Genomic DNA, 26,522 nt, shown 5'->3' with positions numbered 1-26,522 from the left:
CAATCTTGGGCGCAGATGTAAGCGCAGGAACAAAGAAGCCGCCTGGCTCACCCATGGAGAGGTGCGCCAGGCGGCTACGTCTTTGAGCCGACGGGTTGCTAGACGACCGCGTCAACCACCACGGTCGAACCGGCGGGCGCATACGGCACGGTGGTGCCGTCGATGGCCTGGCCGTCCACGGTGAGCTTGGCGCCCTTGCCGCCCGAGTTCGTCACGTTGATGACGTACTCCGCGCCGCGGATCTGGCGCTTGACGGTGAACCGGTTGATCTCCGCTCCGATGCACGGGTCGACGACCAGGCCGTCGTAGTCCGCGCGCACACCCAGCAAGTACTGCGACACAGTCACGAAGTTCCACGAGGCGGTTCCGGTCAGCCACGAGTTCTTGGCCTGGCCGTGCCGCGACGCGTCCTTACCGGCAATCATCTGCGCGTACACGTACGGCTCGAGCTGGTGAACCTCGGACATCTCCTCGCGATACGCGGGGGCGATCTGCTTGTAGTACTCCCACGCATACTCGGCGCGACCCACGACGGTCTCGGCGATGATCACCCACGGGTTGTTGTGGCAGAAGATGCCGGCGTTCTCCTTGTAGCCCGGTGGGTACGTGGAGACCTCGCCCAGCTCGATCTTGTATTCGGTGAAGGCCGGGTTCAGCAGCACGATGCCGTGAGGCGTGTTCAGGCGCTCGCGCGTCGCGTCCAGCGCCTTGATGGCGCGGCCGTCCTCGACACCCAAGCCACCCATGATGCAGTAGCCCTGCGGCTCGATCCAGATCTGTGCCTCGTCGTTCTCGTGGCTGCCAATCTTGTTGCCGTAGAAGTCGTAGGCCCGTAGGAACCAGTCGCCGTCCCAGCCGTGCTCCATGACGGCCTCGCGCATCGTTTGAATGGCCGCCTCTGCGCGGTCAGCTTCGGCATCGTCACCGCGACGGCGAGCCAGCTCGACGTAGTCGGGGCCAATGGCGACAAACATGCCCGCGATGAACACGGACTCGGCGACACCTCCGGCCTGGTTCTCCGTGGTCTGGAAGGACTCACCGGGAGTGTCAGAGAAGCAGTTCAGGTTCAGGCAGTCGTTCCAGTCAGCGCGACCAATCAGCGGCAGGCCGTGGGGGCCCAGGTTGTTCGTCACGTGGTCGAACGAGCGCTTGAGGTGCTCCATGAGCGGAACCTCAGTCGCGGGATCGTTGTCGAACGGCGTGGGTACATCGAGGATCGAGTAGTCGCCCGTCTCCTTGATGTACGCCGCGGTGCCGAGCACCAGCCACATGGGGTCGTCGTTGAAGCCCGAGCCCACCGCGTTGTTGCCACGCTTGGTGAGCGGTTGGTACTGGTGGTAGGCGCTGCCGTCCTCGAACTGCGTGGACGCGATGTCGATGATGCGCTCCTTGGCGCGCTCAGGCACCAGGTGCACGAACCCGAGCAGGTCCTGGTTGGAGTCACGGAAGCCCATGCCGCGGCCAATTCCGGTCTCGAAGTATGAGGCCGAGCGCGACATGTTGTACGTCACCATGGACTGGTACTGGTTCCAGATATTGACCATGCGGTCGAGCTTCTCGTCGTTCGAGCTCACCGTGTAGGAGCCCAGCAGGTGGTCCCAGTAGGAGTTGAGCTTCGCGAACTGCTCGTCGGTCTTCTCGTTGGTGTCGAACTTCTCGAGCAACTCCAACGCGGGCGCCTTGTTGACGATGCCCTTGGACTCCCACTTCTCATCCTTGGGGTTCTCCAGGTAGCCCAGGGTAAACGTGTAGGTCTTGGACTCGCCGGGGGCCAGCGTCACGTCGAGCGAGTGTGAGCCGATCGGGTACCAGCCCGAGGCAAGCGAGTTCGCCGATGCGCCGGCAGCCGGCACCTCCGCCTCGCCAAAACCGTTCTGGTGGCCGAGGAAGGTGTCGCGGTCAGTGTCGAAGCCCGCGATGGGCGCGTTGACGCCGTACACGGCGAAGTGGTCGCGACGCTCGCGGTATTCGGTCTTGTGATAGATGTTGCCATCGACTACCTCTACCTCGCCGATGTTGAGGTTGCGCTGGTAGTTGGTCTGGTCATCCTCGGCGTTCCACAGGCAGAACTCGACGAAGCTGAAGAGCGTGACTGACTTCTCAGCATTGGATTCGTTCGTCACGGTGACCTGGTGGATCTCCGCGTTGATGTCCACGGGCACAAAGAACAGCGTGGAGACCTTGAGCCCACCGCGCGAGCCGGTGATGCGCGAGTAACCCATGCCATGGCGGGTCTCGAAAAAGTCGAGTTCTGCCTTGTACGGGAAGTAGCCGGGGCTCCATACGTCGCCGCCGTCGTTGATGGAGAAGATGCGTCCGCCGGAGTCCACGGGGGTGTTGTTGTAGCGGTACCGCGTGAGGCGACGCATCTTGGCGTCACGGTAGAACGAGTAGCCGCCGCCGGTGTGGGAGATGAGTCCGAAGAACTCCTGCGATCCGAGATAGTTGATCCACGGATACGGAGTGTGTGGTGTGGTGATGACGTACTCGCGTGCGTCATCGTCAAAGTGTCCGAACTTCATTATGCCCTTCCCCATTGAAGGCGGTGCTACCCAGCCCTCGACTGCCCGAGCGGGGCAAGAGATGCTGGATCGCGCCCAACCCGTGCGTTATCGAAACGATTCGTTATCGCCCTACGGTACACGCTCGCGGACGTATCCGGGAAACTTTCTTTCACTCAACACTACGCACCACGCGCTTCCGTGCCACCTCGTGCGCGCTCGACCGGTAGGTTTGGCACATGCTGCTGTCAGATCGCGATATCCGGGCCGAACTCGACGCGGGCCGCGTGGCCCTTGACCCCTACGAGCCGGACATGATCCAGCCGTCGTCCATCGACGTGCGGCTCGACAAGTTCTTTCGCGTGTTCGACAACCACAAGTACGGCGTGATCGACCCGTCTATCGACCAGCCGGACCTGACGCGCCTGGTCGAGGTCGAGCCGGAGGCTCCCTTCGTGCTGCACCCTGGAGAGTTCGTGCTGGGCTCAACGTTTGAATCAGTCACACTTCCCGATGACATCGCCGCGCGGCTCGAAGGCAAGTCTTCGCTGGGTCGCCTGGGCCTCATGACGCACTCGACCGCAGGCTTCATCGACCCCGGGTTCGTGGGCAACGTGACACTCGAACTCGCGAATGTCGCGACCTTGCCGATCAACCTGTGGTCCGGCATGAAGATCGGTCAGCTGTGCTTCTTCCGGCTGTCCTCCGCCGCCGAGCACCCCTACGGGTCGGCAGCGTACGGCTCGCGTTACAGCGGCCAGCGCGGCCCCACGGCCAGCCGAGGATCACAGAACTTCCACCGCACCGAGATCTGAGGCCCTCCGCAGCTGTCACGAGTCGCTGGCGAGCCAGACGCGCCTAGTCGCATCGGCCAGCCCGAATGGACCCCCGGGGCCCGTGACACGCGAACAATTGACATGTGGGACCCTACGGCTAGGCTGATGCCGTCTTGAGGAGGACCAACAATGACTGACTCCCCCGTACCCGGCTGGTACACCGACCCGCACGACTCGACCGGACTTCGATACTGGGACGGCGCACGCTGGACCGAACACACCCACAGCGCGGCCGATGCCGCGGCAGGTGCGGCGACCACTTCGCCTGTGCCCGAGCAGACTGCCGCCGCCCAATCTTCTTATGCCGCCCCGGTCACCGCATCGGGTGGATACGGGGCGGGCGTCGCCGCCAGCGAGGGCGCCGCGCCAGCTGTCGCCTACGGCTCCTATGGGTCACCAGAACAGTCCGCCGTCGGAAGCCCCCACGAGCCTCAGAGTGGCCTGAGCAAGGGCGTACTCGTCGGCATCATCGTCGGCGCTGTCGTCGTCCTTGCCGCAATCATCGGCGCCGTGATGCTGTTCATGAACAGCGGCTCCGACGACACCGTGGACAACGACCCCGTCGCCGGTGAGGACTCGGGAACCGTCACCGACGACACCACGGCGGACGATGCGACGGGCACGGATGCAGCAGAGGACGACACCCCTGCGGAGGACACCCCGGCAAACGATGCGGCATCCGCCCATGGCGCCGCCGTGATCCCCGATGGCTGGACGTCAGTCACGAGCGAGAGCGGCGCGGTCACGTTTGCGCACTCTCCCGACATGAGCGACGCCTCCGAGTTCATCGACCTGGGCGCGCTCAACGATCAGATGTCAGCTGCCCTGCCCGGCTCGACCTCCGAGATCAGCGGGATGTGGGTAGACGTCACCGCGACCGACACCTCGGGTTCGTCCGTCATGGTCCTGGCGACTGACAGCCCAGTGAACTCCAGCGACCCCTCGGTAGAACTCGAAGCGTTCGCGCAGTCCGCGACCGGGGGCGCCGAGGACCTCGTCATGGGCGAGACCGTGGACTCTGTGACGGCGGCTGGCTACGACGCTTCTACCCTCGACTATTCCTCGACGTCACTGGACGTCAAGGGGTACTCATCGGTGACGATCCTCACCAGTGACGACGCCTCGTTGTTCGTGTTCGCCTCGAGCACTCACGACGCCAACCAGGCGGCGGAGCTCAACCAGAAGACGGTCGACTCCGTCGTCATCAACCACGCGCCGTAACGCGTGCCTCGTTCGGCGACGCCTCTCGACCTCGGCGGCGCCGGTCTCTGCGACCGGCGCCGTTCGCATGCGCCCCAGTACGCTCAGAGGAACTGAGAAGGAGATGCCATGACACACATGCCCGTATCAGGCTGGTACACGGACCCATTCGACGTGAGCGGACTGCGGTATTGGAGCGGCGAGCGGTGGACCACAGAGACTCGTCGGTCGAGCGGGGTGGCTTCTGCCCCTCCCCTGGAGTCCGAACTTGCGGTTGCGGTGCCGCCTCCCGGGGCGCCAGTGCCCGACCACATGTCGGCCCCGCCTCCCACCTCACACTCCGAGAAGAAGGGCATTGGTGCGGGGGGCATCATCGGCATCCTGATCACGGTGGGCGTGGTCATCATCGCGGTGATCGTCGTGTTCGCCGTGCTGCAGAACTCGAGTGACGACGGCGGGCTGGATATCAAGCCCAGCAACATCGAATTACCTGCTGGCGGCGGTGGCGACTCAAGCCCTGCACCGTCGAACTAGGACACGTCCTTCCCTATCCGCCGGTGCGTGAACGCCGCATCGGCCCTCTCCCAACCCCCGCGGACGGGCCGAGGGGAATTCTGCTGCCGCGGCATCGGCGCTATGCTGGCGGCTTACGACAGGGGAGCGTTTCCCGCGAGGGACTAGAACGCTGAGAGTGCGGAACCGCCGCAGACCCTCGAACCTGATCCGGCTCACACCGGCGTAGGGAGTCGAGTCTCGTCCCCTCCTTGAGTTTCGGGAGGATTCACCATGCGCACACTGCGCACCGCCGCGATCGCGGCAATCACCATGTCCACGCTGGCGCTCGCCGCTTGCTCATCCGACGATCCGGACACCGAGTCGAGCGACTCGCCCACCGCCGCTGTGACCGGATCCTCTGAGCCAACCGCCGCAGCGGGAGGCCTGGGCACCGAGGTCACAGTCGTGACGCACGACAGCTTCGCCGTGCCCGATGACGTGATCAGTTCCTTTGAAGAGGAGAGCGGGCTGAAGGTCACGTTCGTCGCCCCCGGCGATGGCGGCACGCTGGTGAACCAGCTGATCCTCACCAAGGACGCGCCGCTCGGCGACGTAGTGTTTGGGGTGGACAACACATTCGCATCGCGGGCCATCGACGAGGATGTCTTCGCCGACTACACCTCGTCCGCACCGGCCGCTGCGCAGGCAGCGCAGTACGCCGTCCCGGACAGCGCCGCACTCACCGCCATCGACTTTTCGGATGTCTGCCTCAACATCGACACCACCTGGTTCGATGCTGAGGGAGTAACGCCGCCGGCGACGCTCGAGGACCTGCTCAGCCCCGACTACAAGGGCCTGCTCTCCGTGACCAACCCCGCGACGTCCTCGCCCGGACTCGCCTTCCTGCTCGCGACCATCGCGGCCGAGGGTGATGGCTGGCAGGACTATTGGAAGGCGCTCGACGAGAACGACCTGCGCGTCACGTCCTCCTGGTCGGACACCTATTTCACGGACTTCTCCGCCCCCAACTACGGCGGCGACTATCCTATTGTGCTGAGCTACGCGTCGTCCCCGCCCTCCGAGGTCACCGAGGACGGCACTCCCACCACGGCGGCACTGCTCGACACGTGCTTCCGTCAAGTGGAATACGCCGGCGTGCTGAACGGTGCCAAGAACCCAGCCGCAGCTGAAGCCGTCGTGGACTGGATGCTGTCCGATGCCTTCCAGGCCTCCATCCCAGGAGAGATGTACGTCTACCCGGTCTCTACCTCGGTCGATATCCCCGCTGCGTGGGAGGAGTTCGCCCCCCTCGCCACGACGCCGTGGACCCTGACCCCCGCTGAGATCACCGCGAACCGCGACGACTGGATTCGGCAGTGGACGGACATCGTCACGCCGTAGCGCGAGACTGAACCGTCGAGGCCGAGAAACGCCGATGCTGCGCCGCCGCCCCCTCCACCCCGCGTGGTGGGCACTTGCGCTAGCGCCCGTGGCGTTTCTCGGCCTCTTCTTTTTGTGGCCGTTGCTCACGATCCTGGGGCGTGGTCTCGTGGTCGACGGGCACCTGGACGTGGCCGGCGCATGGGAAGTACTGAGCGAGCCGCGGACCGGCAAGGTGGTCGCCACCACGATCTGGCTCGCGGTGCTCGGCACCACGGGCTCTCTGCTGCTGGGAGTGCCCGCCGCCTATGCGCTCTTCCGCCTGCGCTGGCGCGGCCAAAAGGTGGTGCGAGCGCTCGCCACCGTGCCGTTCGTGCTGCCCACCGTGGTGGTGGCCGCGGCCTTCTCCGCACTGCTGCGACCGTCCGGGCTGCTCGGACATTTCTCTCTCGACCAGTCGTTGGCGGCAGTAGCCGCCGCGCTGGTGTTTTACAACGTGGCCGTCGTGTTGCGGGTCGTGGGCGGCACCTGGGCGGGCCTCGACCCGTCAACCGTCGCCGCCGCGCGCGTCCTCGGCGCCAGCCGTTGGCGAGCCTTCCGCGAGGTGACGTTGCCAGCGCTGATGCCAGCCGTGGCATCGGCCGCCGCCATCGTTTTTCTGTTTTGCGCCACGTCCTTTGGGGTGGTGCTGGTGCTCGGCGGCACGCGTGTGTCCACGGTTGAGACCGAGATCTACCTGCAGGTCAACCAGTTCCTGGACCTGCGTGCGGCGGCGGTGTTGTCGATCCTGCAGTTGCTAATTGTGGGGCTCGCGCTGTGGGTCGCGGACCGGGCGCGCAAGCGTCGCGAGCGGGCGACATCGGGCAGGCGCCTGGATGGGACTCGGGCCGCACGGCGGCGCGACCTGCCCGTGGTCGCAATGATTCTGGTGGCGCTGGGACTAGTGTTGCTGCCGCCGCTGTATGCCTTGGTGGAGCGCTCACTGCGCACCGCTTCAGGCCATGGCTTTGACCACTACGCGGCGCTGTTCCAACAGCCGGGTCGATCGATTCTGCCCGTACCAGTGTGGGAGGCGGCGGTGAATTCCTTGGTGACGGCCGCCCTCGCCGCGGCCGTGGCGACCGTGCTGGGAATTGTCGTGGCTCATCTCGTGACGCACCGGTCACGGCGCTCGGCCCTGCTCGACACCCTGGTGATGCTGCCGCTGGGAGTCAGTGCGGTGATGGTGGGACTGGGCATGCTGCTCACCCTGAACCGCCCCATCTTTGGCGTGAACATCGGTGGCTCGTGGTGGCTGGTGGCCGCCGCGCAGGCGGTGGTCGCGCTGCCGCTGGTGGTGCGCAGCATCGTGCCGACGGCGCGGGCAGTGGACCCGCGGCTGCGTATGGCGGCATCCTCGCTGGGCGCGAGTCCATGGCGCGTGTGGCGGGCCGTGGACTGGCCACTGCTGCGTGGGACCACTGGGCTGGCACTGGGCTTCGCGTTCGCGATAGCGCTCGGCGAGTTTGGGGCGACGAGCTTTCTGGCACGCCCGGACCGACCCACGTTGCCCACGGCTATCTATCGACTGCTGGGGCGCCCCGGCCTGGAGAACATCGGCATGGCGTTTGCGGCCTCGGTCGTACTCGCCATCATGACCGCATCCGTCATGATGGCCTCGGAGCGTATGCGTACGCAGGTAGGAGCTGATCTGTGAATGATTCAACGCTGAGCGATGCGCCCACGGGGACGGCGGGAACGGGACTCGAGGTCTCGGGACTGCGCGTGACGTATCCCGGCAAGCCGCCCGTCGAGGCGGTTGCTGGCGTGGATTTAGGTGTCGCGCCGGGTCAGATCGTGGGCTTGTTGGGGCCAAGTGGTTGTGGCAAGTCGACGCTGCTGAGCGCGATTGTGGGGGTGGTGGAGCCCGATGCCGGCACCGTCGCTTGGGACGGCGTCGACGTCACGCGCACGCCCATCCACCAGCGGGGGTTCGGCTTGGTGTTCCAAGACGGACAGTTGTTCCCTCACCGCACGGTGGCGGGCAATGTGGGCTTCGGCCTCGACATGGCAGGGGTCGCCCGCGAGGAGCGCGACGAACGGATTTCCGAGTTACTCGACGTCGTGGGGTTGGCGGGCTACGGAGCTCGCGAGATCACTGAGCTGTCCGGCGGGCAGCGTCAACGCGTGGCCGTGGCTCGGTCTCTGGCCCCGCGTCCGCGCCTCTTGCTACTGGACGAGCCGCTGTCCGCGCTGGACTCGGAACTGCGCGGGCGCCTGGCAGCGGACCTAGGCGAGATCCTGCGGCGCTTCTCGATGACCGCCGTGATGGTGACGCACGACCCGCGCGAGGCGGAATTGGTGTGCGACCGCGTGGTGCGGATGCGGGACGGGGTACTGCTCTAGCAGTCGCAGGCGATGCGATTGCCGGCCTGAAGCGCCGGTGCCGTGAGCGAGTCCGGGGCGCGGGTCGCATCCACGGTCGTGGCAACGCCCGTGATGGGGTCGGAACCCGCGGCGTCCACGGGGTAGCCCTCGCGGGCCCAGTACTCGAAGCCGCCGATCATCTCGCGGACCTCGTAGCCCAACTCTGAGATGATCAGGCCCGCGCGGGTGGCACCATTGCAGCCAGGTCCCCAGCAGTACACGACGAACCTCGTACCGGCGGGGTACTCAGGGATGCGCGCGAGCATCGCGGGCTTGGGCATGTGAGTCGCGCCACGCGCGTGACCCTGGTCCCAGGCGATCTGGTCGCGGGTGTCGATGAATACGAAGCCCGCGTCCTCGCGCTCGAGTGCGGCGTGCACGTCTGAGGCGTCCGTCTCGTAGGCGAGCTTGGCCGCGAAGTGGGCGGCAGCGGCGGCCGTATGGGTTGTCGAAGCGGCATCGATTGTCATGGGGCGAATCTACCCGAGCGTCCGATTTCTCATCGCAACGGAGCCGCGTCAACCAAAGTTGAGCGCTATCGGCTCAAGTTTTGCGTTTTCGCTTGACAACTCGCCCCAGATCCGCATACTTGAGTGTAGGCGGCTCAACTTTGAGAGCCGGACTCAACCGTGGGCCACGAAGGGCCCAGCGGCGCAAGCCGCAGACAAGGAGAATCACATGTCACGTGCAGTAGGCATTGACCTCGGCACCACGAACTCGTGCGTTGCCGTACTTGAAGGTGGCGAGCCCACCGTTATCGCAAACGCAGAGGGCGCCCGCACCACCCCATCGGTGGTCGCGTTCTCGAAGACCGGTGAGGTGCTCGTAGGCGAGATCGCCAAGCGCCAGGCCGTCACCAACGTTGACCGCACCATCGCGTCGGTCAAGCGTCACATGGGAACCGACTGGGACCAGCAGGTGGACGACAAGAAGTACACCGCGCAGGAGATCAGCGCCCGCATCCTGGGCAAGCTCAAGCGTGACTCCGAGGAGTTCCTGGGCGAGAAGGTGACCGAGGCGGTCATCACCGTTCCCGCATACTTCAACGACGCCGAGCGCCAGGCAACCAAGGACGCCGGCGAGATCGCGGGCCTCAAGGTTCTGCGCATCGTCAACGAGCCCACCGCTGCCGCGCTTGCCTACGGCCTCGATAAGGGCAAGGAGGACGAGCTCATTCTGGTTTTCGACCTCGGTGGTGGAACGTTCGACGTCTCGCTGCTCGAAGTTGGCAAGGATGAGGACGCGTTCTCGACCATCCAGGTCAAGGCAACCGCGGGTGACAACCGCCTCGGTGGCGACGACTGGGACCAGCGCATCGTTGACCACCTGATCAAGGAGGTCAAGAACTCCGAGGGTGTGGACCTGTCCAAGGACAAGTCCGCGGTCCAGCGACTGCGCGAGGCATCCGAGCAGGCCAAGAAGGAACTCTCCACGGCCAACTCGACCAACATCTCGCTGCAGTACCTCTCCATTGGAGAGAACGGCCCGGTCCACCTGGACAGCAAGCTCACGCGTGCCCAGTTCCAGGAGATGACGAAGGACCTGCTCGAGCGCACCAAGGCTCCCTTCAAGCAGGTCATCAAGGACGCTGGCGTTCAGCTCAGCCAGATCGACCACGTCGTGCTCGTGGGTGGTTCCACCCGCATGCCCGCCGTGACCGAGGTCGTCACCGAACTCACCGGCGGCAAGGAGCCCAACAAGGGCGTCAACCCCGATGAGGTCGTCGCCGTGGGTGCAGCCCTGCAGGCCGGTGTCATCACCGGTGAGCGCAAGGACGTGCTGCTGATTGACGTCACTCCCTTGAGCCTCGGCATCGAGACCAAGGGTGGCGTGATGACGTCGCTGATCGAGCGCAACACCGCGATCCCGACCAAGTCCTCCGAGGTCTTCTCGACGGCCGACGACAACCAGCCGTCCGTGATGATCCAGGTCTACCAGGGTGAGCGTCAGTTCGCCCGCGACAACAAGCTGCTCGGCACGTTCGAGCTCGGTGGCATCGCACCCGCACCCCGCGGCGTGCCGCAGATCGAGGTCACGTTCGACATCGACGCCAACGGCATCGTGCACGTGCACGCCAAGGACCGCGGTACGGGCAAGGAATCGTCCATCACCGTGACCGGCGGCTCGGCACTGTCCAAGGAAGACATCGAGCGCATGGTTCAGGATGCGGCCGAGCACGAGGCAGAGGATAAGCAGCGCCGCGAGGACGCTGAGACCCGCAACAACGCCGAGTCGTTCGCGTACTCCACGGAGAAGATTCTGGGCGAGAACGAGGACAAGGTTCCCGCCGAGGTGGCCGAGGACGTGAAGGCCGCGATCGCCGAGGTGAAGACCGCGCTCGAGGGCGAGGACACCGCAGCAGTCAAGACCGCGCACGACTCACTGGTCGAGAAGGCTCAGAAGATCGGCGAGGCCGTGTACGCGGCTCAGCAGGCCGAAGGTGCCGAGGCCGGCGAGGGCGATGCCCCCACCGGTGACGACGCCGCTTCCTCCAACGACGAAGAAGACGTCGTTGACGCCGAGATCGTCGACGACGAGGAAGACGAAGAGAAGAAGTAGCGCCCGATGCGACGGGCGGGTTGGCATTGGCCGCCCGCCCGTCGCGCGCTACCCCCACTCAACGCTCCTTAGGAGGACACCGTGAACGACACACCAGAAGACAAGCCCAACGACGACGCGACCCCCAGCGACGCCACCGAGAACACCGCGGCACCGCACACTGAGCCCGCGGTCAGCACCGGCGACGATGCGCTCGCGGACGTCGAGTCGATCCTCAACGAGGCCGGCGCGAACCTCGACGCCGACCAGGATGGCGCCGGAGACGCACTGACCAAGGCGGCAAACATGGCAGCCGAGCACCTCGAGGATCTGCGCCGACTGCAGGCCGAGTTCGTGAACTACCGCAAGCGCGTCGACCGTGACCGCGCCGTGCTTGGTGACCAGGCTCAGGCCAAGGTCATCGAGTCCCTCATCCCCGCCCTCGACGACATTGCCGCCGCGCGTGAGCACGGCGACCTCACCGAAGGTCCGTTCGCATCCATCGCCACCAAGCTTGAGGAGTCCCTGGGCCGGCTTGGATGGGAGCCGTATGGCGCCGTCGGCGATGAGTTCGATCCCCAGATTCACGAAGCACTGATGTCTCAGCCCAGCGCTGAGGTCTCCGTGCCCACCGTTCAGCAGGTTGCCCAGCCCGGCCACCGCATCGGCGACAAGGTCTTGCGTCCCGCACGCGTCATCGTCGCTCAGCCCGAATAATCATCCGCTAGTGCTTCGCGAAGGGAGGCGCCCATGACGAGTCAGGACTGGTTCTCAAAGGACTTCTACAAGACGCTAGGCGTCCCCAAGGATGCCGACGAGGCAACCATCAAGAAGGCGTATCGCAAGCAGGCCAAGGAGCTGCACCCCGACCGCAATCCGGGCAACGCTAGTGCCGAGAAGCGCTTCAAGGATGTGGGCGAGGCGTACGCGGTGCTGAGCGACAAGACTCAGCGCGAGCAGTACGACTCCGTGCGCGCGATGGGCGGCGGACCCCGCTTCCAGGCGGGCGGCCAAGGCGGCGGCGGCTTCGAGGATGCCATGGGCGGCATGTTCGGTGGCGGGCGCACGCAGAGCGGATCGTTTGGCGGAGGCCGTGCCCAGACCGGCGGTGGTTTCGAAGATATTCTGTCGAGCATGTTTGGTGGTGGACGTCGTGGGCCCACTCCGGGCCAGGATGTGGGCGCCACCACTGAGGTGGCCTTTCGCCAGGCAGCGGATGGCGCGACGATCTCACTCACGCTGGACGGCCACAAGTTCTCCACCCGCCTCCCGGTGGGCGTCAAGGATGGTCAGAAGATCCGCATCCGTGGCAAGGGACGTCCGGGGCAGAACGGTGGCCCTCCCGGCGACCTGATGCTGACGGTCCGCGTCGCCAAGCACCCCGTCTTCACCGTGGACGGCAACAACCTGCGGTTGACCCTGCCCGTCGCCTTTGACGAGGCGGTGCTGGGAGCGAACGTCGAGGTCCCCACTCTGGACGGCACTCGCGTCAAGGTCAAGGTCCCCTCCGGCACCAACTCCGGTCGCGTGCTGCGCGTCAAGGGCCGTGGCCTGAATGGCGCAACCGGGACGGGTGACCTGCTGGCGACGGTCAGCGTGACGGTGCCCGGCAAGGTCTCACGCGCAGCCAAGGAAGCGTTGCAGGCATTCGCCCTAGAGACCGCCAAGGACGACCCGCGCGGCGACCTCTACAAGGACGCCGTCAAGTAGTTTTGGCACAGTAGGCCCGGCACGAGTTCACGAAAGGAGTCAGGCATGGAACGTCCCGACGTTGACGAGCCTGTCTTCCTCATCTCCGCCGCGGCCGAGTTGGCCGGCATGCACGCTCAGACTCTGCGGCAATACGACCGTGTGGGGCTCGTCGTTCCTCGCCGACGTCCCGGAGGCGGACGCCGCTACTCCTTGCGGGATGTCGCCGTGCTGCGCGAAGTTCAGCGCCTTAGCCAGGACGAGGGAATTAATCTCGCCGGCATCGCACGTATCCTCACACTGTCGCGCGAGGTGGACCGGCTCGAGGCCGAGGTGGAGAAGTTGCGCCACCGTGCGGACCCCGGATCCCGCGTCTTTGCGACCGGTTCCCGCGGCAACGTCGTGATCGTCGAGCGTGGCCAGCGCGGCGCGCGCGATGAGGGACGTGCGCTGGTGCTCTGGCGCAGTCACCACGAGTAGCACGCGGCTCTCTCTTGACACCAGCACCAGGCCACGCCAGCATGAGGCATGGCTGACGACACCCCGCACCTGCATCACTCGTTCGACTACATCGAGATTCCCACTCATGACATCGGTGCGGCGGAGGCGTTCTATCGGGACGCGTTCGGCTGGCGCTTTACCGCCTACGGACCCGGCTACCTTGGCATCGTGAGCCCCAATGGCCGCGAGATAGGCGGCATCTCGCTAGGTGGCCAGGCTGGCTCGGGCGACCTGCTCGTCATCTTGTACTCCCGCGACCTCGAGGCCAGCCGTGACGCAGTACGGGCGGCTGGGGGAACGATTCGCCGCGATATCTTCCAGTTCCCCGGCGGTCGTCGTTTCCACTTTGCGGACCCGAGTGGGAACGAGTTGGGCGTCTGGGGCCACGAGGTTGACCACCCCGTCGCGCACTAGCGGGGCGGTCGGCCCGCATCCGTTGCCGCGTGTCGGTTCCTAGTCGTAGGCTCGTCCCATGACTTCAGACAATGCGGTCGAGGCCGAGGGCCTCGTCAAGAATTTCAAGGAAACCAAGGCGTTGAAGGGCATCGACCTGGCGGTGCCTCGCGGTAGCGTGCTGGGCGTCCTGGGACCCAATGGCGCAGGTAAAACTACTGCCGTGAGGATCCTCGCCACCCTGTTGAGGGCGGACGGTGGCCACGCCAAGGTCGCGGGCTACGACGTCGCCAAGAAGCCATCGGAGGTGCGCAAGCGCATCGGCCTCACGGGGCAGTACGCATCGGTCGACGAGGAACTGACGGGCCGCGAGAACCTGCACATGATCGCCGCACTTCTCAACATGTCCGGGCGCTCTTCCAAGGCGCGCGCCAAGGAGCTGTTGGAGTGGTTCGACCTCACCGATGCCGCCGATCGCACGCTGAAGACGTATTCGGGGGGCATGCGTCGCCGGCTGGACCTCGCCGCTTCACTCACCGGCCACCCCGAGGTGGTGTTCCTCGACGAGCCGACCACCGGCCTTGACCCCGCCAAGCGTGAGGACATGTGGGACGTGGTGCGTGACATCGTCAAGCGCGGTACGTCGGTGCTATTGACAACGCAATATCTCGAGGAGGCCGACGCATTGGCCGACGACATCGTGGTGATCAACCACGGCGAGGTCATCGCACACGACACCGCCGACAAGCTCAAGCGCGTGGTCGGATCGCAGACTCTGCGGGTACGTCCCAGCGATGCGTCTCAGGTGGACACGGTGAACGCAATTCTCGCGGAGGTCGCCACCGACGGGGCTCCCGTCGACGAATACCGTCCCGGCGAGTACTCGGTTCCCGTGGTCGACGACTCCGCTCTGGCGACCGTCGTGGGCAAGCTCGCTGCTCAGCAGGTCGCGGTCACCGAGCTGTCACTTCAGTTACCCAGCCTTGACGAGGTGTTCTTTACCCTCACCGGAGAAAGGCAACGGCCCACGGCGGACGATGCCACGGCCGGCCAGGAACAGGAGGTGTCGGCATGAGCACCGCATCCGTCACGCACGACGTCGACGTCATCCAACAAGGACCCTTCGACATGTTCCGCCACTCGTGGGTGCTCGCCAAGCGATCACTGGTGAAGACATGGCGCACGCCCGAGGGCCTGATTGACGTCACGCTGTCGCCGATCATGTTCACACTGCTCTTCACATTCATCTTTGGTGGCGCCATCGCGGGATCCACCGCCGACTATTTGGTGTTCCTCATTCCTGGGTTGATCGGTCAGAACATTGCGTTTGCATCCGTCGGCATCGGTATCCAGCTGAACTCAGACATGTCCAAGGGTATTTTTGACCGCTTCCGTGCGCTGCCGATCTCGCGCGTTGCACCGCTACTCGGCGCGGCCCTGGGCGATGTGGTGCGCTACGTGCTGCTGATCGGAATCATGGTCGGTACTGGCTATGCGCTGGGCTACCGTGTCACGACGGACCCCTTGAGCTTCCTTGGTGGTTGCCTGCTCGCCATCCTGTTTGCACTGTGCCTGGCCTGGGCGCCCATGCTCGTGGGCCTGATCGCACGTTCTGAGCGAGCGGTGCAGGGCATCGTGTTTATGACCCTCTTCCCGCTGACATTCGCATCCAACGCCTTTGTGCCCACCGAGACCATGCCCAGCTGGCTCGCCGCGTTCGCCAATGCGAACCCGCTGTCGCACCTCATTGAGGCGCTGCGCATGCTGTGGAGCGGCGGCGACTGGCACGCGCCCGTGGGGTGGACGCTGCTGTGGTGCGCGGTTTTCGTCATCATCTTCGCGCCGCTGGCGATCAGGGCATACAACCGCAAGGCGTAGCGAAAGCCGATGGGCCGGCCGCCCTGGTCGGAGCATCGGCGCCGCGTGTTTGCCATACCGGCCCCAGAGACAGGAATGGCCGATGGCGCCCTCAGCGCGCCATCGGCCGTCCTCCCGCACTGGACTATCGCTGCAGCGACTCCAGCAAACTTGTGATGTAACTGTGCTCGGCCGGCAGTGACTCGATCCAGACCCGCGGGGGCTGGCGCATGAGGTTGCCGACGCGCAAGGCGGTCGCGCGGTCCGAGATGTGATCACGCAGTGTCGCGATTCCCGTGCCGAGCGACATCCCGCGTTCGACCAGAACGGCGTAGAGGCCATCCGAGATACGAGCCATCGGGTAGCCCTCGCCGTACGCGTTCGTGAGGGCTTGGCCCACAGCGGCGTTGCGTGCCATGCGCTGCCAAGGGTCAGGGTCAGCCACGGCCACATCGACCACGACGAGCGCGTGAGTCTCCGTGACGAGATGTCCACTGCGCTGGGCTGCGCCGTAAACCTCGGCAAGGCGACGCGTCAGGTACTCGGAGGTGCCAAGTCCCGACTCGGGGTCCTTCATGGCCGGAGTGGCCACCGGTGCGGTATCGCCCTCGGTCCACCCCTCGCACAAAGCGCGAATGCTACGAATGGGGGCCGACTCGTATCCGGCTGACTTGAAGAGCACAGCCATGTCGTCGATCGCCTCGGTGATACCCACGCCTGCGACGGATCGTGCCTGCCCCAGACGGAATGCCGCGGGCGCGGTGTCGAGACGGGCTTCGAGCGCCTCGACCAGCGCCTCCGCGGCGGGCGTGTACCAGTCGCCGGGCCGGAGCCAGACGGACTCGACGCTCGCGCTCTCCCACTGGCGCAGCAGCACATCACTGGCTGGGCGCCCCGGGAGATTCGCTTCGGTGGTCATGCACTATGAGACGCGCTTCATGTTGGGTTATGACGCAACCTTTGAAAAAACTTTTCTACAGCCAACTGAGCCCGAGTGTGATCAATGCCTCTCGGAGACCCTTGCGCTCACCAGTGCATTAAGGGGACTATAGGGGCTGACTATCTATAGGCGGACGAGGAGCAACGCTGATCCATGAGTTCTGAGGCGATCGCGCTATGGACGGAAACGTCCAGCGACCCCGAGTTGATCGCTGGCGTGCGCGCCGGCGACACGACCGCCTTTGGCCTGCTCTACGAGCGTCACGCGGACGCCGCGCGCAAGGTGGCGACGCAGTACACGAATAGCGCCGCGGACGTCGATGACGTCGTCTCTGAATCCTTTTCGCGGGTGTTGCGCGCACTCCAACGCGGCGACGGCCCTGACCTCGCCTTCCGCGCCTACCTGTTTACGATTGTCCGTCGCACAGGCATGGACCTGATCAACAAGGGCATCCGTACCAAGCCTCGCGAGGATATGGGCGAGTACGAGGCGAACCTCGGATATGAGGCATCGTCCGACGAGCCGGCCCTCGAGGGCTTTGAGCACGGCATGGTCGCCGGCGCCTTCAAGTCGCTGCCCGAGCGCTGGCAGGCAGTGCTCTGGTACACCGAGGTGGAGAAGAAGAGCCCCAAGGAAATCGCCCCGCTACTCGGCCTGAGTGCCAACGGCGTCGCCGCTCTCGCCTACCGGGCACGCGAGGCCCTCCGCCAGGCGTACCTCCAGCAGCACCTCAATAGCGCCGACACGCTGAACTGCCTTGAGGCCAACACCCAGCTGGGCGCCTACGTCCGCGGCGGCCTCAACAAGCGCGAACACGGCCGCATCGACGAGCACGTCAAGGAATGCGAACGTTGCACCGCCCTGGTGCTCGAACTTCAGGACGTCAACCGCGGTATGCGCGGAATCATCGCGCCCATCGTTCTTGGCACGCTCGGCATGGGTGCACTCCAGGGCGGAATGCCCGTCGGAGGCGCTTTTGGCTCCGGTGGTGCTGCCGGAGGTACCTCGGCAGGTGCTGGTGGAGCTGGCGTTGCCGCCGGATCGTCCTCCGTAGGTGCCTCTGGACTCGCGGCCGCATTCGCCGGAGCGTCGAGCTTTCTCCTGCCCACCGCGGCTGTAGTCGGCGTCGCCGCGATCGCGATCGGCGGCGCCAGCTTCCTCGGGTTGATCGACCCGCTCCACACCAACTCGCCGGAATCCGCGACGCAGCAGACGGGGGGCGGCTCGGAGAGCGCCCCGAGTGCGGGCACCAGCTCAGCTGCGGACGATGCTGCGGATTCCGACTCCTTGGTCGATGGGCTTAGCGGCGACGATTCTCTCGTCGACGGGTCGGGACCCGGCGCCGATGCTGATGGGTTGGGCGTCGATTCTGGTGACCCGAGCTTCAGTGGTGGCCTAGGAGTCGACAGCGGAGTGGGATCTGCTCCATATCCCGGGCCCGGCAACTACTTCACGAACCCGTCTGTTGGCGGCAATGGCCCTGGCTACACCGGCGGAACCGGACCCGGAACGGGTGCGGGAACTGGAGCGGACGCCGGAAACGATAGTGGGACTGGCACCGGCGCTGGATCCGGCACCACTGCCGGGTCGGGGAGCGGAAGCGGCACTGGAACCGGGACGGATAGCGGTAGTGGCTCTGGCAGTAGTGCGGGAGCCGGCGACGGCAACGGATCGGGTACTGGGGCCGCGCCCGGACCGGGCACTGGCAGCGGAACCGATTCTGGAACGGGAAGCGAAACCGACTCCGGCACAGGTTCCGGCACCGACTCGGGCACTGACAGCGGATCCGGCACCGACTCCGGCTCAGGGTCAGACACGGGCTCGGGCAGTGGCGACGGCACAGATGCTGGCGACGGATCAGGCACTGCTTCAGGCACGGACACCGATGACGGCGGCTCGACAACGACTCCGACTACTCCCCCAAAGTCTTCGGCGAACGTCACCGTCGAGGCACCGCTCAATTTCCTTGAGGTCTCTCAGAACTCACCAAGGATCGCGGCCGCCGTGAAGAACGACGGTGAGTCAGACGCCGGCTCGGTGCAGGCGACTGTCACGCTCCCGACTGGTCTGCTGTTCTCCGCCCCCAGCGGGTCGGGTGGTGGGTCCACTGATGCGCTCCGGTCAACGCCCAGACTCGCGAGTTTCCTGGCCTATGCCTCCACGGGCACGTTCACCGCTGACGACTGGACGTGTGAGCTGAGTTCCGACCACTCCGCAGCTACGTGCACGATCGATGAATTGCTGGCGGCTTCCACTGCGGACCTGACCCTGCCTGTCTCGATTGACACCTTTACCGGGTTGGCAGACGACGCGGAAACCTCGTTCGACGTCTCTGTCGGCGAGGTCGCAGCGCGGTTCAAGGTGCCGACCGGACTCCAGCGGGTCGACGACAACCTCGACGTCGCCTTCGCAGCTCGGGGCCATGTCGCCGCTAAGACTGTCGGCTCGCCGCTGATGGGCTGCGACCTCACCAAGGTCGCGTGCCGAACCACGATGCAGTCGATCACGAGCACCGCAGGCAACAATAGCCAGACGATGGTCCCCATCAACCAAGCGGACGGCGTACGCAACTCCGCGTCCACGCGACTGGAGTTGCCCGAAGGCGCGAAGGTTCTCTATGCGGCCCTTGAGTGGTCCGCGAATGCCAGCGTCAAGGACGCGCCCCAGGGGACGGAGAGTTCGCCTGAAAAGTGGTTCGACTCCGATATTTCGAAGGCTCAGATCAAGGTGCCCGGCGCCAGTACTTGGACTGCCATTGAGGGTGCCGTGGTGTCCCCCGTGTACCTCGACGGATCCAAGCGTGCGTACTACCAATCACGTAAGGACGTCACGGACCTGGTCCGGGAGTACGGTGCGGGCGACTGGGCCGTCGGGGACATTGCGCTCAGTCTGTCGCGCAAGGACAACGACCCGACCTACTACGGCGGCTTTGCCCTCACCGTGATCTACGAACAGGCAGATCTTCCGATGGCCCGGGTAGCCATGTTTGACGGCAGCCGTTGGGTAAGCCAGGGAAATAGCGCGGAGTTCTCCTTCTTTACGGGCTCGACTTCCTCGGTCGACTTGTCGTGGGTCGCGTGGGATTCGGACCGGAACAACACTGGTGATGCCGCGAAACTTGATGGCTCCCCGCTCGTACCTCAGCGTTGGGACGGAACCAAGAGGGCCTTCACCACTGGCGGCGTCACGAAAGATGCCGCCGATGCGACGGCCGTGGGATCGGAGTTCTCGAACAGTCTCGGCGTTGACGCCAAGCCCTTCGTCACGAGCAACAACATCGCAGCAGGCAAGCACACCCTGACCGCCACGAGCAGCGGCGACAATTACCTGCTGAGCTCGGTGACCGTCACGGTGACTTCGGCGAACTAGTAGGTCGCGGTCTCGCGCCCCTCAGTTGCCCGCCACGTGCCTAGCGGACGCTGCGCTCTCCCGCGGGATCCCAGTCGACATCAAGTTGGCGTGCCGTGCGTTGTGCCATCTCACGCCCATAGTCGCGTTCGACGAGGTGCAAGGCCATGTGGATTCCGGACGTCAATCCGCCACTGGTCACGACGGCACCGGTGTCGACCCAACGAACGTCCGTGACTCCCGAGCCGATTCTTCCCTCGCTAGCCAGCAGGTCAACATCCTCCCAGTGCGTGGTTGCTGGTCGCCCCTCCAGCAATCCCTGATCGGCGAGAAGGAACGCGCCGGTGCACACGGACGCCACCACCGTGGACGCCGCCGCGATCGACGCGACGGCCTCACCAACGGCGGGGTCGTTGCGCGCCGCCTCAATATCCACGAGCCCCGGCACGATCAACGTGTGGAGGGAACCAGCATCGGGCGCTGACGTCGTTCCGGTGACCGTCATGCCGCCGAACGCGGTCACGTCACTCCCCTGCGGAGAGATCAGCCGAACGTCGTACAGAGCCGCGTCCCCATCGCGCTCCGCGAGCCTGGAAGCGGTGAGAAACACCTCGTAGGGGCCACCCGAGTCGATCAGGTCGAAACCGTCGTAAAGCAGAATGCCGATGCGTAGCGCCATGGCCCTACGTTAGCGCGACAAGCTACGCGACAACGGTGGTCTGGACACGAGGGCGCACGACGAACCAGTAGGTAGCGTGAGCAACGAGCAGGGCACCCACCATCACGATTCCCATGGACAGCACCGAGATTCCGAGGATCCCGACGAGCGGTGAAATCAGGCCCGCGATACCGAAGTTGGCTGCGCCAATAAGCGAAGCCGCCGTTCCGGCCTCCTGGCCGTGATTGGCCAGTGCGGTCACCTGCACGGCCGGTCCGATCAATCCCACGGACGCGACCACAAAGAACAGCGGGACCATGACGCCCAGAAGACCCAGGTCAAAGGCGGAGCCAATCAACAACGCGAGCGCACCGGTCATCATCACGGACAGACCTAGCGCGATCACGGCGCGCGGCGGGAAACGACGCATCAGGCGGCTCGCGACCTGCGTGCAGATCATGATGCCGGCCGAGTTCACGCCAAAGACGATGCCGTACTGCTGCGCGCTCAAACCATAGATGTCCTGCAACACGAACGACGAGGACGACAAGTACGCGAAGAGCGTCGTAAACGTCATGGCGCCAACGATGGCGACACCCACAAAGGCAGGATCGGTCAGTAGCTTCCGGTAACGCTTGCGGACGATGCCGGGCTCAGAGGTGCCGCGGCGCTCCTTGGGCAGGGTCTCCACCAGACGGGTGGTGACGATCAGGCCGATCAGAATTCCGTACGCCGCGAGCACATAGAACACCTCGCGCCAGTCGACAACGCGCAGCAATTGTGAGCCGATCACGGGGGCGAGGACCGGCGCCAAGCCCGTCACGAGAGCCATGCGCGAGAGCATGCGGATCAGCGACTGGCCAGCAAAGAGGTCACGCACCACGGCCATGGCCACGACCGCGCCACCCGCGGCACCGATTCCCTGGAACACCCGGCCAACCATGACCCACTCGACGGTGGGTGCCAGCGCAACAGCGATACTCGCCACGACGTGAAGCGTGGTGGCGATGATGAGTGGCTTCTTGCGCCCAAAGGAATCGCTCAGGGGCCCAACGATGAGCTGCCCCAAACCGAAGCCGATCATCGTGGCAGTCAGCGTGAACTGGATCGCGGCATCGCTCGCGTTGAGGTCCGCGGCCACCTCAGGGAAGGCTGGCAGGTAGAGGTCGATCGTGAACGGCCCGAGTGCCACGAGTGCGCCGAGCATAAGGATGTAGCCGATGCGTCCACTGCGTGACAGGGTCTCGCCGAGCTGGCGAGTGGGCGGCAGCGGGGGCGAGGTCGCCTCAGCGGCAGTCGTTTCGTTCGCGTCTGGCGCGGGCCTGGTGGCGAGGTCTGAAGTCACGGTGTACGTCCTTGAATGGTGATGGCATCCGGCGACGCTGCCGTGAAAGATGTTGGGCAAGACAATGGGCGTCCCGTGACGCCCTTCACAGACGAAACGTTCATGCACTCAATAAGATTCCGGCATGCGAAAAACTAACTGAATATCAAACTTACCATGTGGTCAGTTTCGTTGCCTAGTGTCTACGCAAGATAATTCGCCTGGGCACGCAAAAGGCGATGTCAGCACATGGACGTCGGTAGTAGACCACCCTCGTGCTGGCACCGCCTTGTCGCGGCCGTATTGGCTTACTTCTTGGTCGACTGCGCGTTGACCTCGTACGACGTGTTGGTGGCCTCGAAGAAGTTCACCAGCTGCAGGGTGTCGTTCGCGGTCGCCATCCACTTTGCAGGGTTGGACACGTTGTAGTGCGCGTCGAAGCCCAACTCTTCGAGACGACGGTCGGCCAGATACTTCACGTACTGGTTCACGTAGTCAGCGTTGAGGCCCAGGATTCCGGTGGGGAGAAGGTCGCGGTTGTACTGCTCCTCCATCTCGACGGCATTGATGATCATCTGACGGATCTCTTCAGCGAAGTCGGGATCCTGAAGATCGTCGTTCTCCTCGAGCACCGTCAGAATCAGGTTGATGCCGAACTGCAGGTGCAGCGACTCGTCCCGAATAACCCAGTCCATGAGGGAGCCAAAGTTGCGCAACAGGTTGCGCTGACGGAAGCTCAACGCGACCATGAAGCCCGAGTAGAACCAGATGCCCTCGAGGATGACGTTGTACGCGACCAGGTTGCGGACAAAGTCCTTCTTGCCCTCGGTCGTCGAAATGTCCAGAGTCTCTTCGGTCATCCGCTTGATGAAGTTGACCTCGAACTCTTCCTTGGCGGCCATGGAGGGCACGGTGACATGCGAGTCGTAGGCTGCTGCGCGGTCGATCGGGAACGTCTCTAGGACGTACTCGAAGGACATGCAGTGGTTTGCCTCTTCCCACATCTGCTTCGCGAGGTACAGGTGACACTCGGGAGCGTTGATGTACGGGTAGACGCCAAAGGCGAGTGCCTTGTTGACGAGCAACTCGTTCGGGTTGAAGTACGACATCAGGAAGGTGATGGCGTGACGCTCTTCGTCCGTCATCTTCTTGAAGTCACCAAGGTCCTCGCCCAACTGGATCTCGTTGGGGAACCACGTGTTCGCGACGGCCTGCTCGTACAGGTCCATTGCCCACGGGTATGTGACGGGCTTGAGCAGCAACCCATCCTGAATGCCTGTTCCTAGAATTCCCATAATCTGTTCCTCACTCTTCCTGGGCCGCTACTGGCAAGACTCGCACTGCAGCGCTTCCATGGGATCGACGGGGCACGCCACGCCACCAATCATTTCAGTGTCACCACCGGCGACACTCGAGACCACATTCAATTCGGCGACGCCGGCCGGAGCCGCCGCCTCCGACACAGGTGCGGAGTCATGTGACTCAACTGCTTCGGGAGCCGCTTCCTGCTCGGGGAGCGAGGTGGGCGGAACCGCGGGCTGCTGGGTAGGCGCAGATGAGAACGCCTGCGTAGCAACTGCAGACAACACTGCCGCGGGTGCGGTCGTGATCGCAGAAGCTGCGGGGGCCCCGGCTGGAGCGGCAGCTGCCACCGCACCGAACCCCTTGCGAGGTGCCGTCTCAGCTGCAGGCGCGGCGGAGATTGGTTCGGCAGCCACAGCCTCGGCAGGAGCGTCGGCGATGGCGTCAGCCACCACGGCCTCGACCTGTGCGACCGCAGCTGTCGCCTTGGCTGCGCCGAAGCCCTTACGAGCGCCGAAGCCCTTGCGTGACGGTCCGCCTGCCGAGCCACCGCTGGGCTTGTTGCCCGCGCTGTTGGTGGGCATCTTCTCCGACTTGTTGACACGCACCGTGGACTGCTCGGCGGTGTGACGCGGCTTCATGTGCAGGTAGTACGTGGTCTTGACGCCACGCTCCCAAGCGGCCGAGTACAGCGCCATCATGTCGTCGATGTCGCGCGACTCGAGGTAGATGTTGCGGCTGATGGCCTGGTCGATCCACTTCTGAGCGCGCGCGGCAACCTCGATGAAAGCGTACGGCGACAGCTGGAACGAGGTCTTGTAGACCTCCTGCAGGTGCGCGGGAACCTCCTCGATCTGGCTCAGGTCGCCCTGAACCTCGAGCAGACGGTCGCGCACGTCCTCCCAGATGCCCTCGGCCTGCAGGTCGCGGACCAAGTTGCGGTTGACCTCGAGGAACTTACCCGACGAGGTGGCTCGGGAGAAGATCTGCGAGAACTGGGGGTCGAAGCCGGGCGTGGTGCCGGCCACGAGGCCGATGGAGGCGGTGGGTGCGACGGCCAACAGGGTGGCGTTACGGATGCCGCCCTTGACCTTCTCACGCAACACGTCCCAGTCGAGGCGCATGGTGCGGTTGACGTCAATCTTCACGCCACGGTCCGCCTCAGTCGAGGCGATGGTGTCGAACGGCACCTTGCCCTGCGACCAGCCGGAGCCGGCGAAGTTGTTGTACGAGCCACGCTCGCGAGCGAGATCCGCGGACGCATCGATCGCGTGATACGACACGAACTCCATGATCTCGTCGATGAGGTCGTAGGAGGCCTCCGACTCATAGGCGAGGCCGAGACGCTCCGTCATGTCGGTGAAGCCCATGACGCCCAGGCCGACCGCGCGGTTCTCGCGATTGGCGTGGTCAGACTCCTTGACGGCAGACAGGGTGATGTCGACCAGGTTGTCGAGCTGGCGCACCGCGAGGCGCACCGAGCTCTCCATGCGGTCCCAATCGATCTTGCCGTCGACGAAGTGCTCGGAAAGATTCACCGATGCCAGGTTGCAGACTGCGATGTTCTCGCGGTCCTGAGGCAGGCAGATCTCGGTGCACAGATTCGACAGGTGGATGGTACCGGTGTTCGTGTTAAGAGCACGGTTGTTGATGGTGTCCTTCCACGTCAGCCACGGGTGCGATGAGCCCTGCAGCATGAGCAGGATCGACTTGTACTGCTCGCGGGCACGCATCTTCTTAAAGGTGCGTAGCTTGCCGGCCTCCGCCAGCGAGACGAGCTCGGCGTAGCGTGCGGAGAACGCGGAGCCAGTGAGCTCGACGAGGTCAGGCGCCTCGGCGGGGTCGAAGAGGTACCAGTCCTGGTCGGCAGCGACGCGCTTCATGAATTCGTCGGAGATCCACACCGCGGTGTTGGCGGTGCGGGTGCGGCGGTACGGGTCACCGGAGTTCTGACGCAGGTCGAGGAACTGCGCGAAGTCCATGTGCCAGTTCTCCATGTAGAAGCACAGCGCACCGAACTTCTTTCCGCCACGGGACACGGCGCGCAGCGTCGAGTCGATGGTGTGCATGAAGGGGATGGGACCGGTCGAGGTGGTGTTGTTCGACTTGATAGGCGAACCCTCGGAGCGCAGCTTGGTGACCGACAGGCCGATGCCGCCCGTGCCCTTGGTGAGCCACATGACGTCGCCGACGGTCTTGGCGATGTGGTCCATGTCGTCTTCCATCTGCATGACAAAGCAGTTGGACAGCTGCGGGTACGAGGTACCGGCGTTGACCAGAGTCGAGCCGGCAGGAAGGTAGTCGAGCTTGGAGATCTTGTCGTAGAACTTGAGCGCCATCTCCGTGGGGTTTTCCTCATTGAGGGAGAGCCCCATCGAGACGCGCATCCAGAAGTACTGGGGAACCTCGAGCGACTTACCGTGGCGGTCGGTGATCATGTAGCGGTTGCGCATGGTGACAGTGCCGATGTACTTGAGCAAGTCGTCGCGCTCGTGGTCGATCGCGGCGGCGAGGGCGTCGAGGTCGAAGATCGTGGTGAGGCGCGTGTCAAGCAGGCCCTCCTCCACGGCGTCGCGAATGTAGCCCGGGAAGCGTGCCTGGTGCAGCAGGGCCAGCTCGAGCGAACTGTCGAAGCCACCAAGGACGCGCTTGTAAATGACCTTGCGGAGCAGGCGAGCCGCGATGATGTCGAAGTCGGGGTCATCCTTGACGTTCTGAACGGCCACACCGATGGCGGCCTCGTCGAGCTGCTCCGTGGTGATGCCGTCGAACAGGGTGATGCCCAGCTCGGTGGCGATCTGAGTGGTCTTCGAGATCTGGTCAGAAAGGCCCTCGGCCGAGCGCTCGATCGCCTTGTTGATGCGGTCGGCGTTGTAGGGCTCGCGGGTGCCGTCACGCTTGGTGACGTGGATGCCCGGCTTGGTGAGTGCCGCGGTGGCCGAAACGTCGCCGTTGACGTCGGTGTTTGCGGAGTTTTCGGTAATCGTCACAATGCTCCCCTGCAAGTGATTGGAACGGTGGCCGTGCGGCCCTGTATGGATACTGCGTGACACTCTGAGTGAGGGTCTCGATGGGGCGTGCTCACGGCATCGAAATCCTGGTGAAGCGTTCCTAGAATGTATCTCGAATTACAACGGTGTGCAACTAGATATGG

Annotated in this window: 21 protein-coding genes and 1 riboswitch; of the genes, 14 read left to right on the top strand and 7 right to left on the bottom strand. The window is 64.6% G+C overall.

Annotation, left to right across the window (positions count from 1 at the left end):
• Window positions 1-98 precede the first annotated feature (98 nt).
• Window positions 99-2,522 carry a glycoside hydrolase family 94 protein gene (locus AOP73_RS04620; RefSeq protein ID WP_061963408.1) on the bottom strand — a complete coding sequence of 808 codons (2,424 nt, stop codon included), beginning with the start codon at window positions 2,520-2,522 and terminating at the stop codon, window positions 99-101.
• 218 nt (window positions 2,523-2,740) lie between these two features.
• Between AOP73_RS04620 and dcd the strand changes: the two genes are divergently transcribed.
• The 6 genes from dcd to AOP73_RS04590 all read left to right on the top strand — a co-directional run bounded on the left by dcd (window position 2,741) and on the right by AOP73_RS04590 (window position 8,797).
• Window positions 2,741-3,316 carry a dCTP deaminase gene (dcd, locus tag AOP73_RS04615; protein ID WP_061963407.1) on the top strand — a complete coding sequence of 192 codons (576 nt, stop codon included), beginning with the start codon at window positions 2,741-2,743 and terminating at the stop codon, window positions 3,314-3,316.
• Between the two features lie 150 nt (window positions 3,317-3,466).
• On the top strand, window positions 3,467-4,558 hold the full coding sequence (locus AOP73_RS04610; RefSeq protein WP_061963406.1) for a DUF2510 domain-containing protein: 1,092 nt from the start codon (window positions 3,467-3,469) through the stop codon (window positions 4,556-4,558).
• 108 nt (window positions 4,559-4,666) lie between these two features.
• Complete coding sequence (locus AOP73_RS04605) at window positions 4,667-5,071, top strand: DUF2510 domain-containing protein (RefSeq protein WP_061963405.1); 405 nt, start codon at window positions 4,667-4,669, stop codon at window positions 5,069-5,071.
• A gap of 110 nt (window positions 5,072-5,181) precedes the next feature.
• Window positions 5,182-5,299, top strand: a riboswitch (TPP riboswitch).
• Window positions 5,300-5,323: 24 nt separating this feature from the next.
• Window positions 5,324-6,433, top strand: coding sequence for a thiamine ABC transporter substrate-binding protein (locus AOP73_RS04600; protein WP_061963404.1), 1,110 nt, complete (start codon window positions 5,324-5,326; stop codon window positions 6,431-6,433).
• Between the two features lie 34 nt (window positions 6,434-6,467).
• A complete protein-coding gene (locus tag AOP73_RS04595; RefSeq protein WP_061963403.1) occupies window positions 6,468-8,108 on the top strand; it encodes an ABC transporter permease in 1,641 nt (546 codons plus the stop codon).
• The gene (locus AOP73_RS04590) at window positions 8,105-8,797 is read left to right on the top strand and encodes an ABC transporter ATP-binding protein (RefSeq protein WP_061963402.1); all 693 of its coding nucleotides are present in this window, start codon (window positions 8,105-8,107) and stop codon (window positions 8,795-8,797) included. The genes AOP73_RS04595 and AOP73_RS04590 overlap by 4 nt, the downstream gene beginning before the upstream one ends.
• On the opposite strand, the gene AOP73_RS04585 is transcribed toward AOP73_RS04590, so the two are convergent.
• Window positions 8,794-9,288 carry a rhodanese-like domain-containing protein gene (locus AOP73_RS04585; RefSeq protein WP_061963401.1) on the bottom strand — a complete coding sequence of 165 codons (495 nt, stop codon included), beginning with the start codon at window positions 9,286-9,288 and terminating at the stop codon, window positions 8,794-8,796. The genes AOP73_RS04590 and AOP73_RS04585 overlap by 4 nt on opposite strands.
• A 208-nt stretch (window positions 9,289-9,496) precedes the next feature.
• Here AOP73_RS04585 and dnaK point away from each other — a divergent pair, with 208 nt between their 5' ends.
• From dnaK to AOP73_RS04550, 7 genes are all read left to right on the top strand, one after another.
• On the top strand, window positions 9,497-11,377 hold the full coding sequence (gene dnaK, locus AOP73_RS04580; RefSeq protein WP_061963400.1) for a molecular chaperone DnaK: 1,881 nt from the start codon (window positions 9,497-9,499) through the stop codon (window positions 11,375-11,377).
• 81 nt (window positions 11,378-11,458) lie between these two features.
• The gene (locus AOP73_RS04575) at window positions 11,459-12,073 is read left to right on the top strand and encodes a nucleotide exchange factor GrpE (protein ID WP_061963399.1); all 615 of its coding nucleotides are present in this window, start codon (window positions 11,459-11,461) and stop codon (window positions 12,071-12,073) included.
• A 33-nt stretch (window positions 12,074-12,106) separates the two neighbouring features.
• Entirely contained in the window at window positions 12,107-13,066 is a 960-nt protein-coding gene (locus tag AOP73_RS04570) for a DnaJ C-terminal domain-containing protein (RefSeq protein ID WP_061963398.1), read from the top strand.
• A 45-nt stretch (window positions 13,067-13,111) separates the two neighbouring features.
• A complete protein-coding gene (locus AOP73_RS04565; RefSeq protein WP_061963397.1) occupies window positions 13,112-13,525 on the top strand; it encodes a heat shock protein transcriptional repressor HspR in 414 nt (137 codons plus the stop codon).
• 48 nt (window positions 13,526-13,573) lie between these two features.
• The gene (locus AOP73_RS04560) at window positions 13,574-13,960 is read left to right on the top strand and encodes a VOC family protein (protein WP_061963396.1); all 387 of its coding nucleotides are present in this window, start codon (window positions 13,574-13,576) and stop codon (window positions 13,958-13,960) included.
• A 58-nt stretch (window positions 13,961-14,018) separates the two neighbouring features.
• Window positions 14,019-15,014 (top strand): ATP-binding cassette domain-containing protein, encoded by a 996-nt coding sequence (locus AOP73_RS04555; RefSeq protein ID WP_061963395.1) that lies wholly within the window; start codon window positions 14,019-14,021, stop codon window positions 15,012-15,014.
• Window positions 15,011-15,817 (top strand): ABC transporter permease, encoded by an 807-nt coding sequence (locus tag AOP73_RS04550; protein WP_061963394.1) that lies wholly within the window; start codon window positions 15,011-15,013, stop codon window positions 15,815-15,817. The genes AOP73_RS04555 and AOP73_RS04550 overlap by 4 nt, the downstream gene beginning before the upstream one ends.
• A gap of 124 nt (window positions 15,818-15,941) precedes the next feature.
• Here AOP73_RS04550 and AOP73_RS04545 read toward each other — a convergent pair whose 3' ends face one another.
• Window positions 15,942-16,715, bottom strand: coding sequence for a hypothetical protein (locus AOP73_RS04545; protein WP_061963393.1), 774 nt, complete (start codon window positions 16,713-16,715; stop codon window positions 15,942-15,944).
• Window positions 16,716-16,889: 174 nt separating this feature from the next.
• Here AOP73_RS04545 and AOP73_RS11720 point away from each other — a divergent pair, with 174 nt between their 5' ends.
• On the top strand, window positions 16,890-20,105 hold the full coding sequence (locus tag AOP73_RS11720; protein WP_084626558.1) for a sigma-70 family RNA polymerase sigma factor: 3,216 nt from the start codon (window positions 16,890-16,892) through the stop codon (window positions 20,103-20,105).
• Between the two features lie 40 nt (window positions 20,106-20,145).
• On the opposite strand, the gene AOP73_RS04535 is transcribed toward AOP73_RS11720, so the two are convergent.
• From AOP73_RS04535 to AOP73_RS04520, 4 genes are all read right to left on the bottom strand, one after another.
• Window positions 20,146-20,763: a DJ-1/PfpI family protein gene (locus tag AOP73_RS04535; protein ID WP_061963392.1), complete on the bottom strand. Its 618-nt coding sequence runs from the start codon at window positions 20,761-20,763 to the stop codon at window positions 20,146-20,148.
• A gap of 22 nt (window positions 20,764-20,785) precedes the next feature.
• Window positions 20,786-22,087: a multidrug effflux MFS transporter gene (locus AOP73_RS04530; RefSeq protein ID WP_236683502.1), complete on the bottom strand. Its 1,302-nt coding sequence runs from the start codon at window positions 22,085-22,087 to the stop codon at window positions 20,786-20,788.
• A 287-nt stretch (window positions 22,088-22,374) separates the two neighbouring features.
• Complete coding sequence (locus AOP73_RS04525; protein WP_061963391.1) at window positions 22,375-23,361, bottom strand: ribonucleotide-diphosphate reductase subunit beta; 987 nt, start codon at window positions 23,359-23,361, stop codon at window positions 22,375-22,377.
• Window positions 23,362-23,388: 27 nt separating this feature from the next.
• Entirely contained in the window at window positions 23,389-26,358 is a 2,970-nt protein-coding gene (locus tag AOP73_RS04520; protein ID WP_439645228.1) for a ribonucleoside-diphosphate reductase subunit alpha, read from the bottom strand.
• Window positions 26,359-26,522: the final 164 nt, after the last annotated feature.

It is taken from the genome of Demequina aurantiaca (assembly GCF_000975135.1).
GTDB lineage: Bacteria > Actinomycetota > Actinomycetes > Actinomycetales > Demequinaceae > Demequina > Demequina aurantiaca.
This window is presented reverse-complemented; position numbering and strand designations above follow the sequence as displayed.

Coding starts and splice junctions, on each gene's coding strand:
- AOP73_RS04620 (WP_061963408.1), bottom strand. CDS start 2,522: ATGAAGTTCGGACACTTTGACGATGACGCACGCGAGTACGTCATCACC.
- dcd (WP_061963407.1), top strand. CDS start 2,741: ATGCTGCTGTCAGATCGCGATATCCGGGCCGAACTCGACGCGGGCCGC.
- AOP73_RS04610 (WP_061963406.1), top strand. CDS start 3,467: ATGACTGACTCCCCCGTACCCGGCTGGTACACCGACCCGCACGACTCG.
- AOP73_RS04605 (WP_061963405.1), top strand. CDS start 4,667: ATGACACACATGCCCGTATCAGGCTGGTACACGGACCCATTCGACGTG.
- AOP73_RS04600 (WP_061963404.1), top strand. CDS start 5,324: ATGCGCACACTGCGCACCGCCGCGATCGCGGCAATCACCATGTCCACG.
- AOP73_RS04595 (WP_061963403.1), top strand. CDS start 6,468: ATGCTGCGCCGCCGCCCCCTCCACCCCGCGTGGTGGGCACTTGCGCTA.
- AOP73_RS04585 (WP_061963401.1), bottom strand. CDS start 9,288: ATGACAATCGATGCCGCTTCGACAACCCATACGGCCGCCGCTGCCGCC.
- dnaK (WP_061963400.1), top strand. CDS start 9,497: ATGTCACGTGCAGTAGGCATTGACCTCGGCACCACGAACTCGTGCGTT.
- AOP73_RS04570 (WP_061963398.1), top strand. CDS start 12,107: ATGACGAGTCAGGACTGGTTCTCAAAGGACTTCTACAAGACGCTAGGC.
- AOP73_RS04565 (WP_061963397.1), top strand. CDS start 13,112: ATGGAACGTCCCGACGTTGACGAGCCTGTCTTCCTCATCTCCGCCGCG.
- AOP73_RS04560 (WP_061963396.1), top strand. CDS start 13,574: ATGGCTGACGACACCCCGCACCTGCATCACTCGTTCGACTACATCGAG.
- AOP73_RS04555 (WP_061963395.1), top strand. CDS start 14,019: ATGACTTCAGACAATGCGGTCGAGGCCGAGGGCCTCGTCAAGAATTTC.
- AOP73_RS04550 (WP_061963394.1), top strand. CDS start 15,011: ATGAGCACCGCATCCGTCACGCACGACGTCGACGTCATCCAACAAGGA.
- AOP73_RS04545 (WP_061963393.1), bottom strand. CDS start 16,715: ATGACCACCGAAGCGAATCTCCCGGGGCGCCCAGCCAGTGATGTGCTG.
- AOP73_RS11720 (WP_084626558.1), top strand. CDS start 16,890: ATGAGTTCTGAGGCGATCGCGCTATGGACGGAAACGTCCAGCGACCCC.
- AOP73_RS04535 (WP_061963392.1), bottom strand. CDS start 20,763: ATGGCGCTACGCATCGGCATTCTGCTTTACGACGGTTTCGACCTGATC.
- AOP73_RS04525 (WP_061963391.1), bottom strand. CDS start 23,361: ATGGGAATTCTAGGAACAGGCATTCAGGATGGGTTGCTGCTCAAGCCC.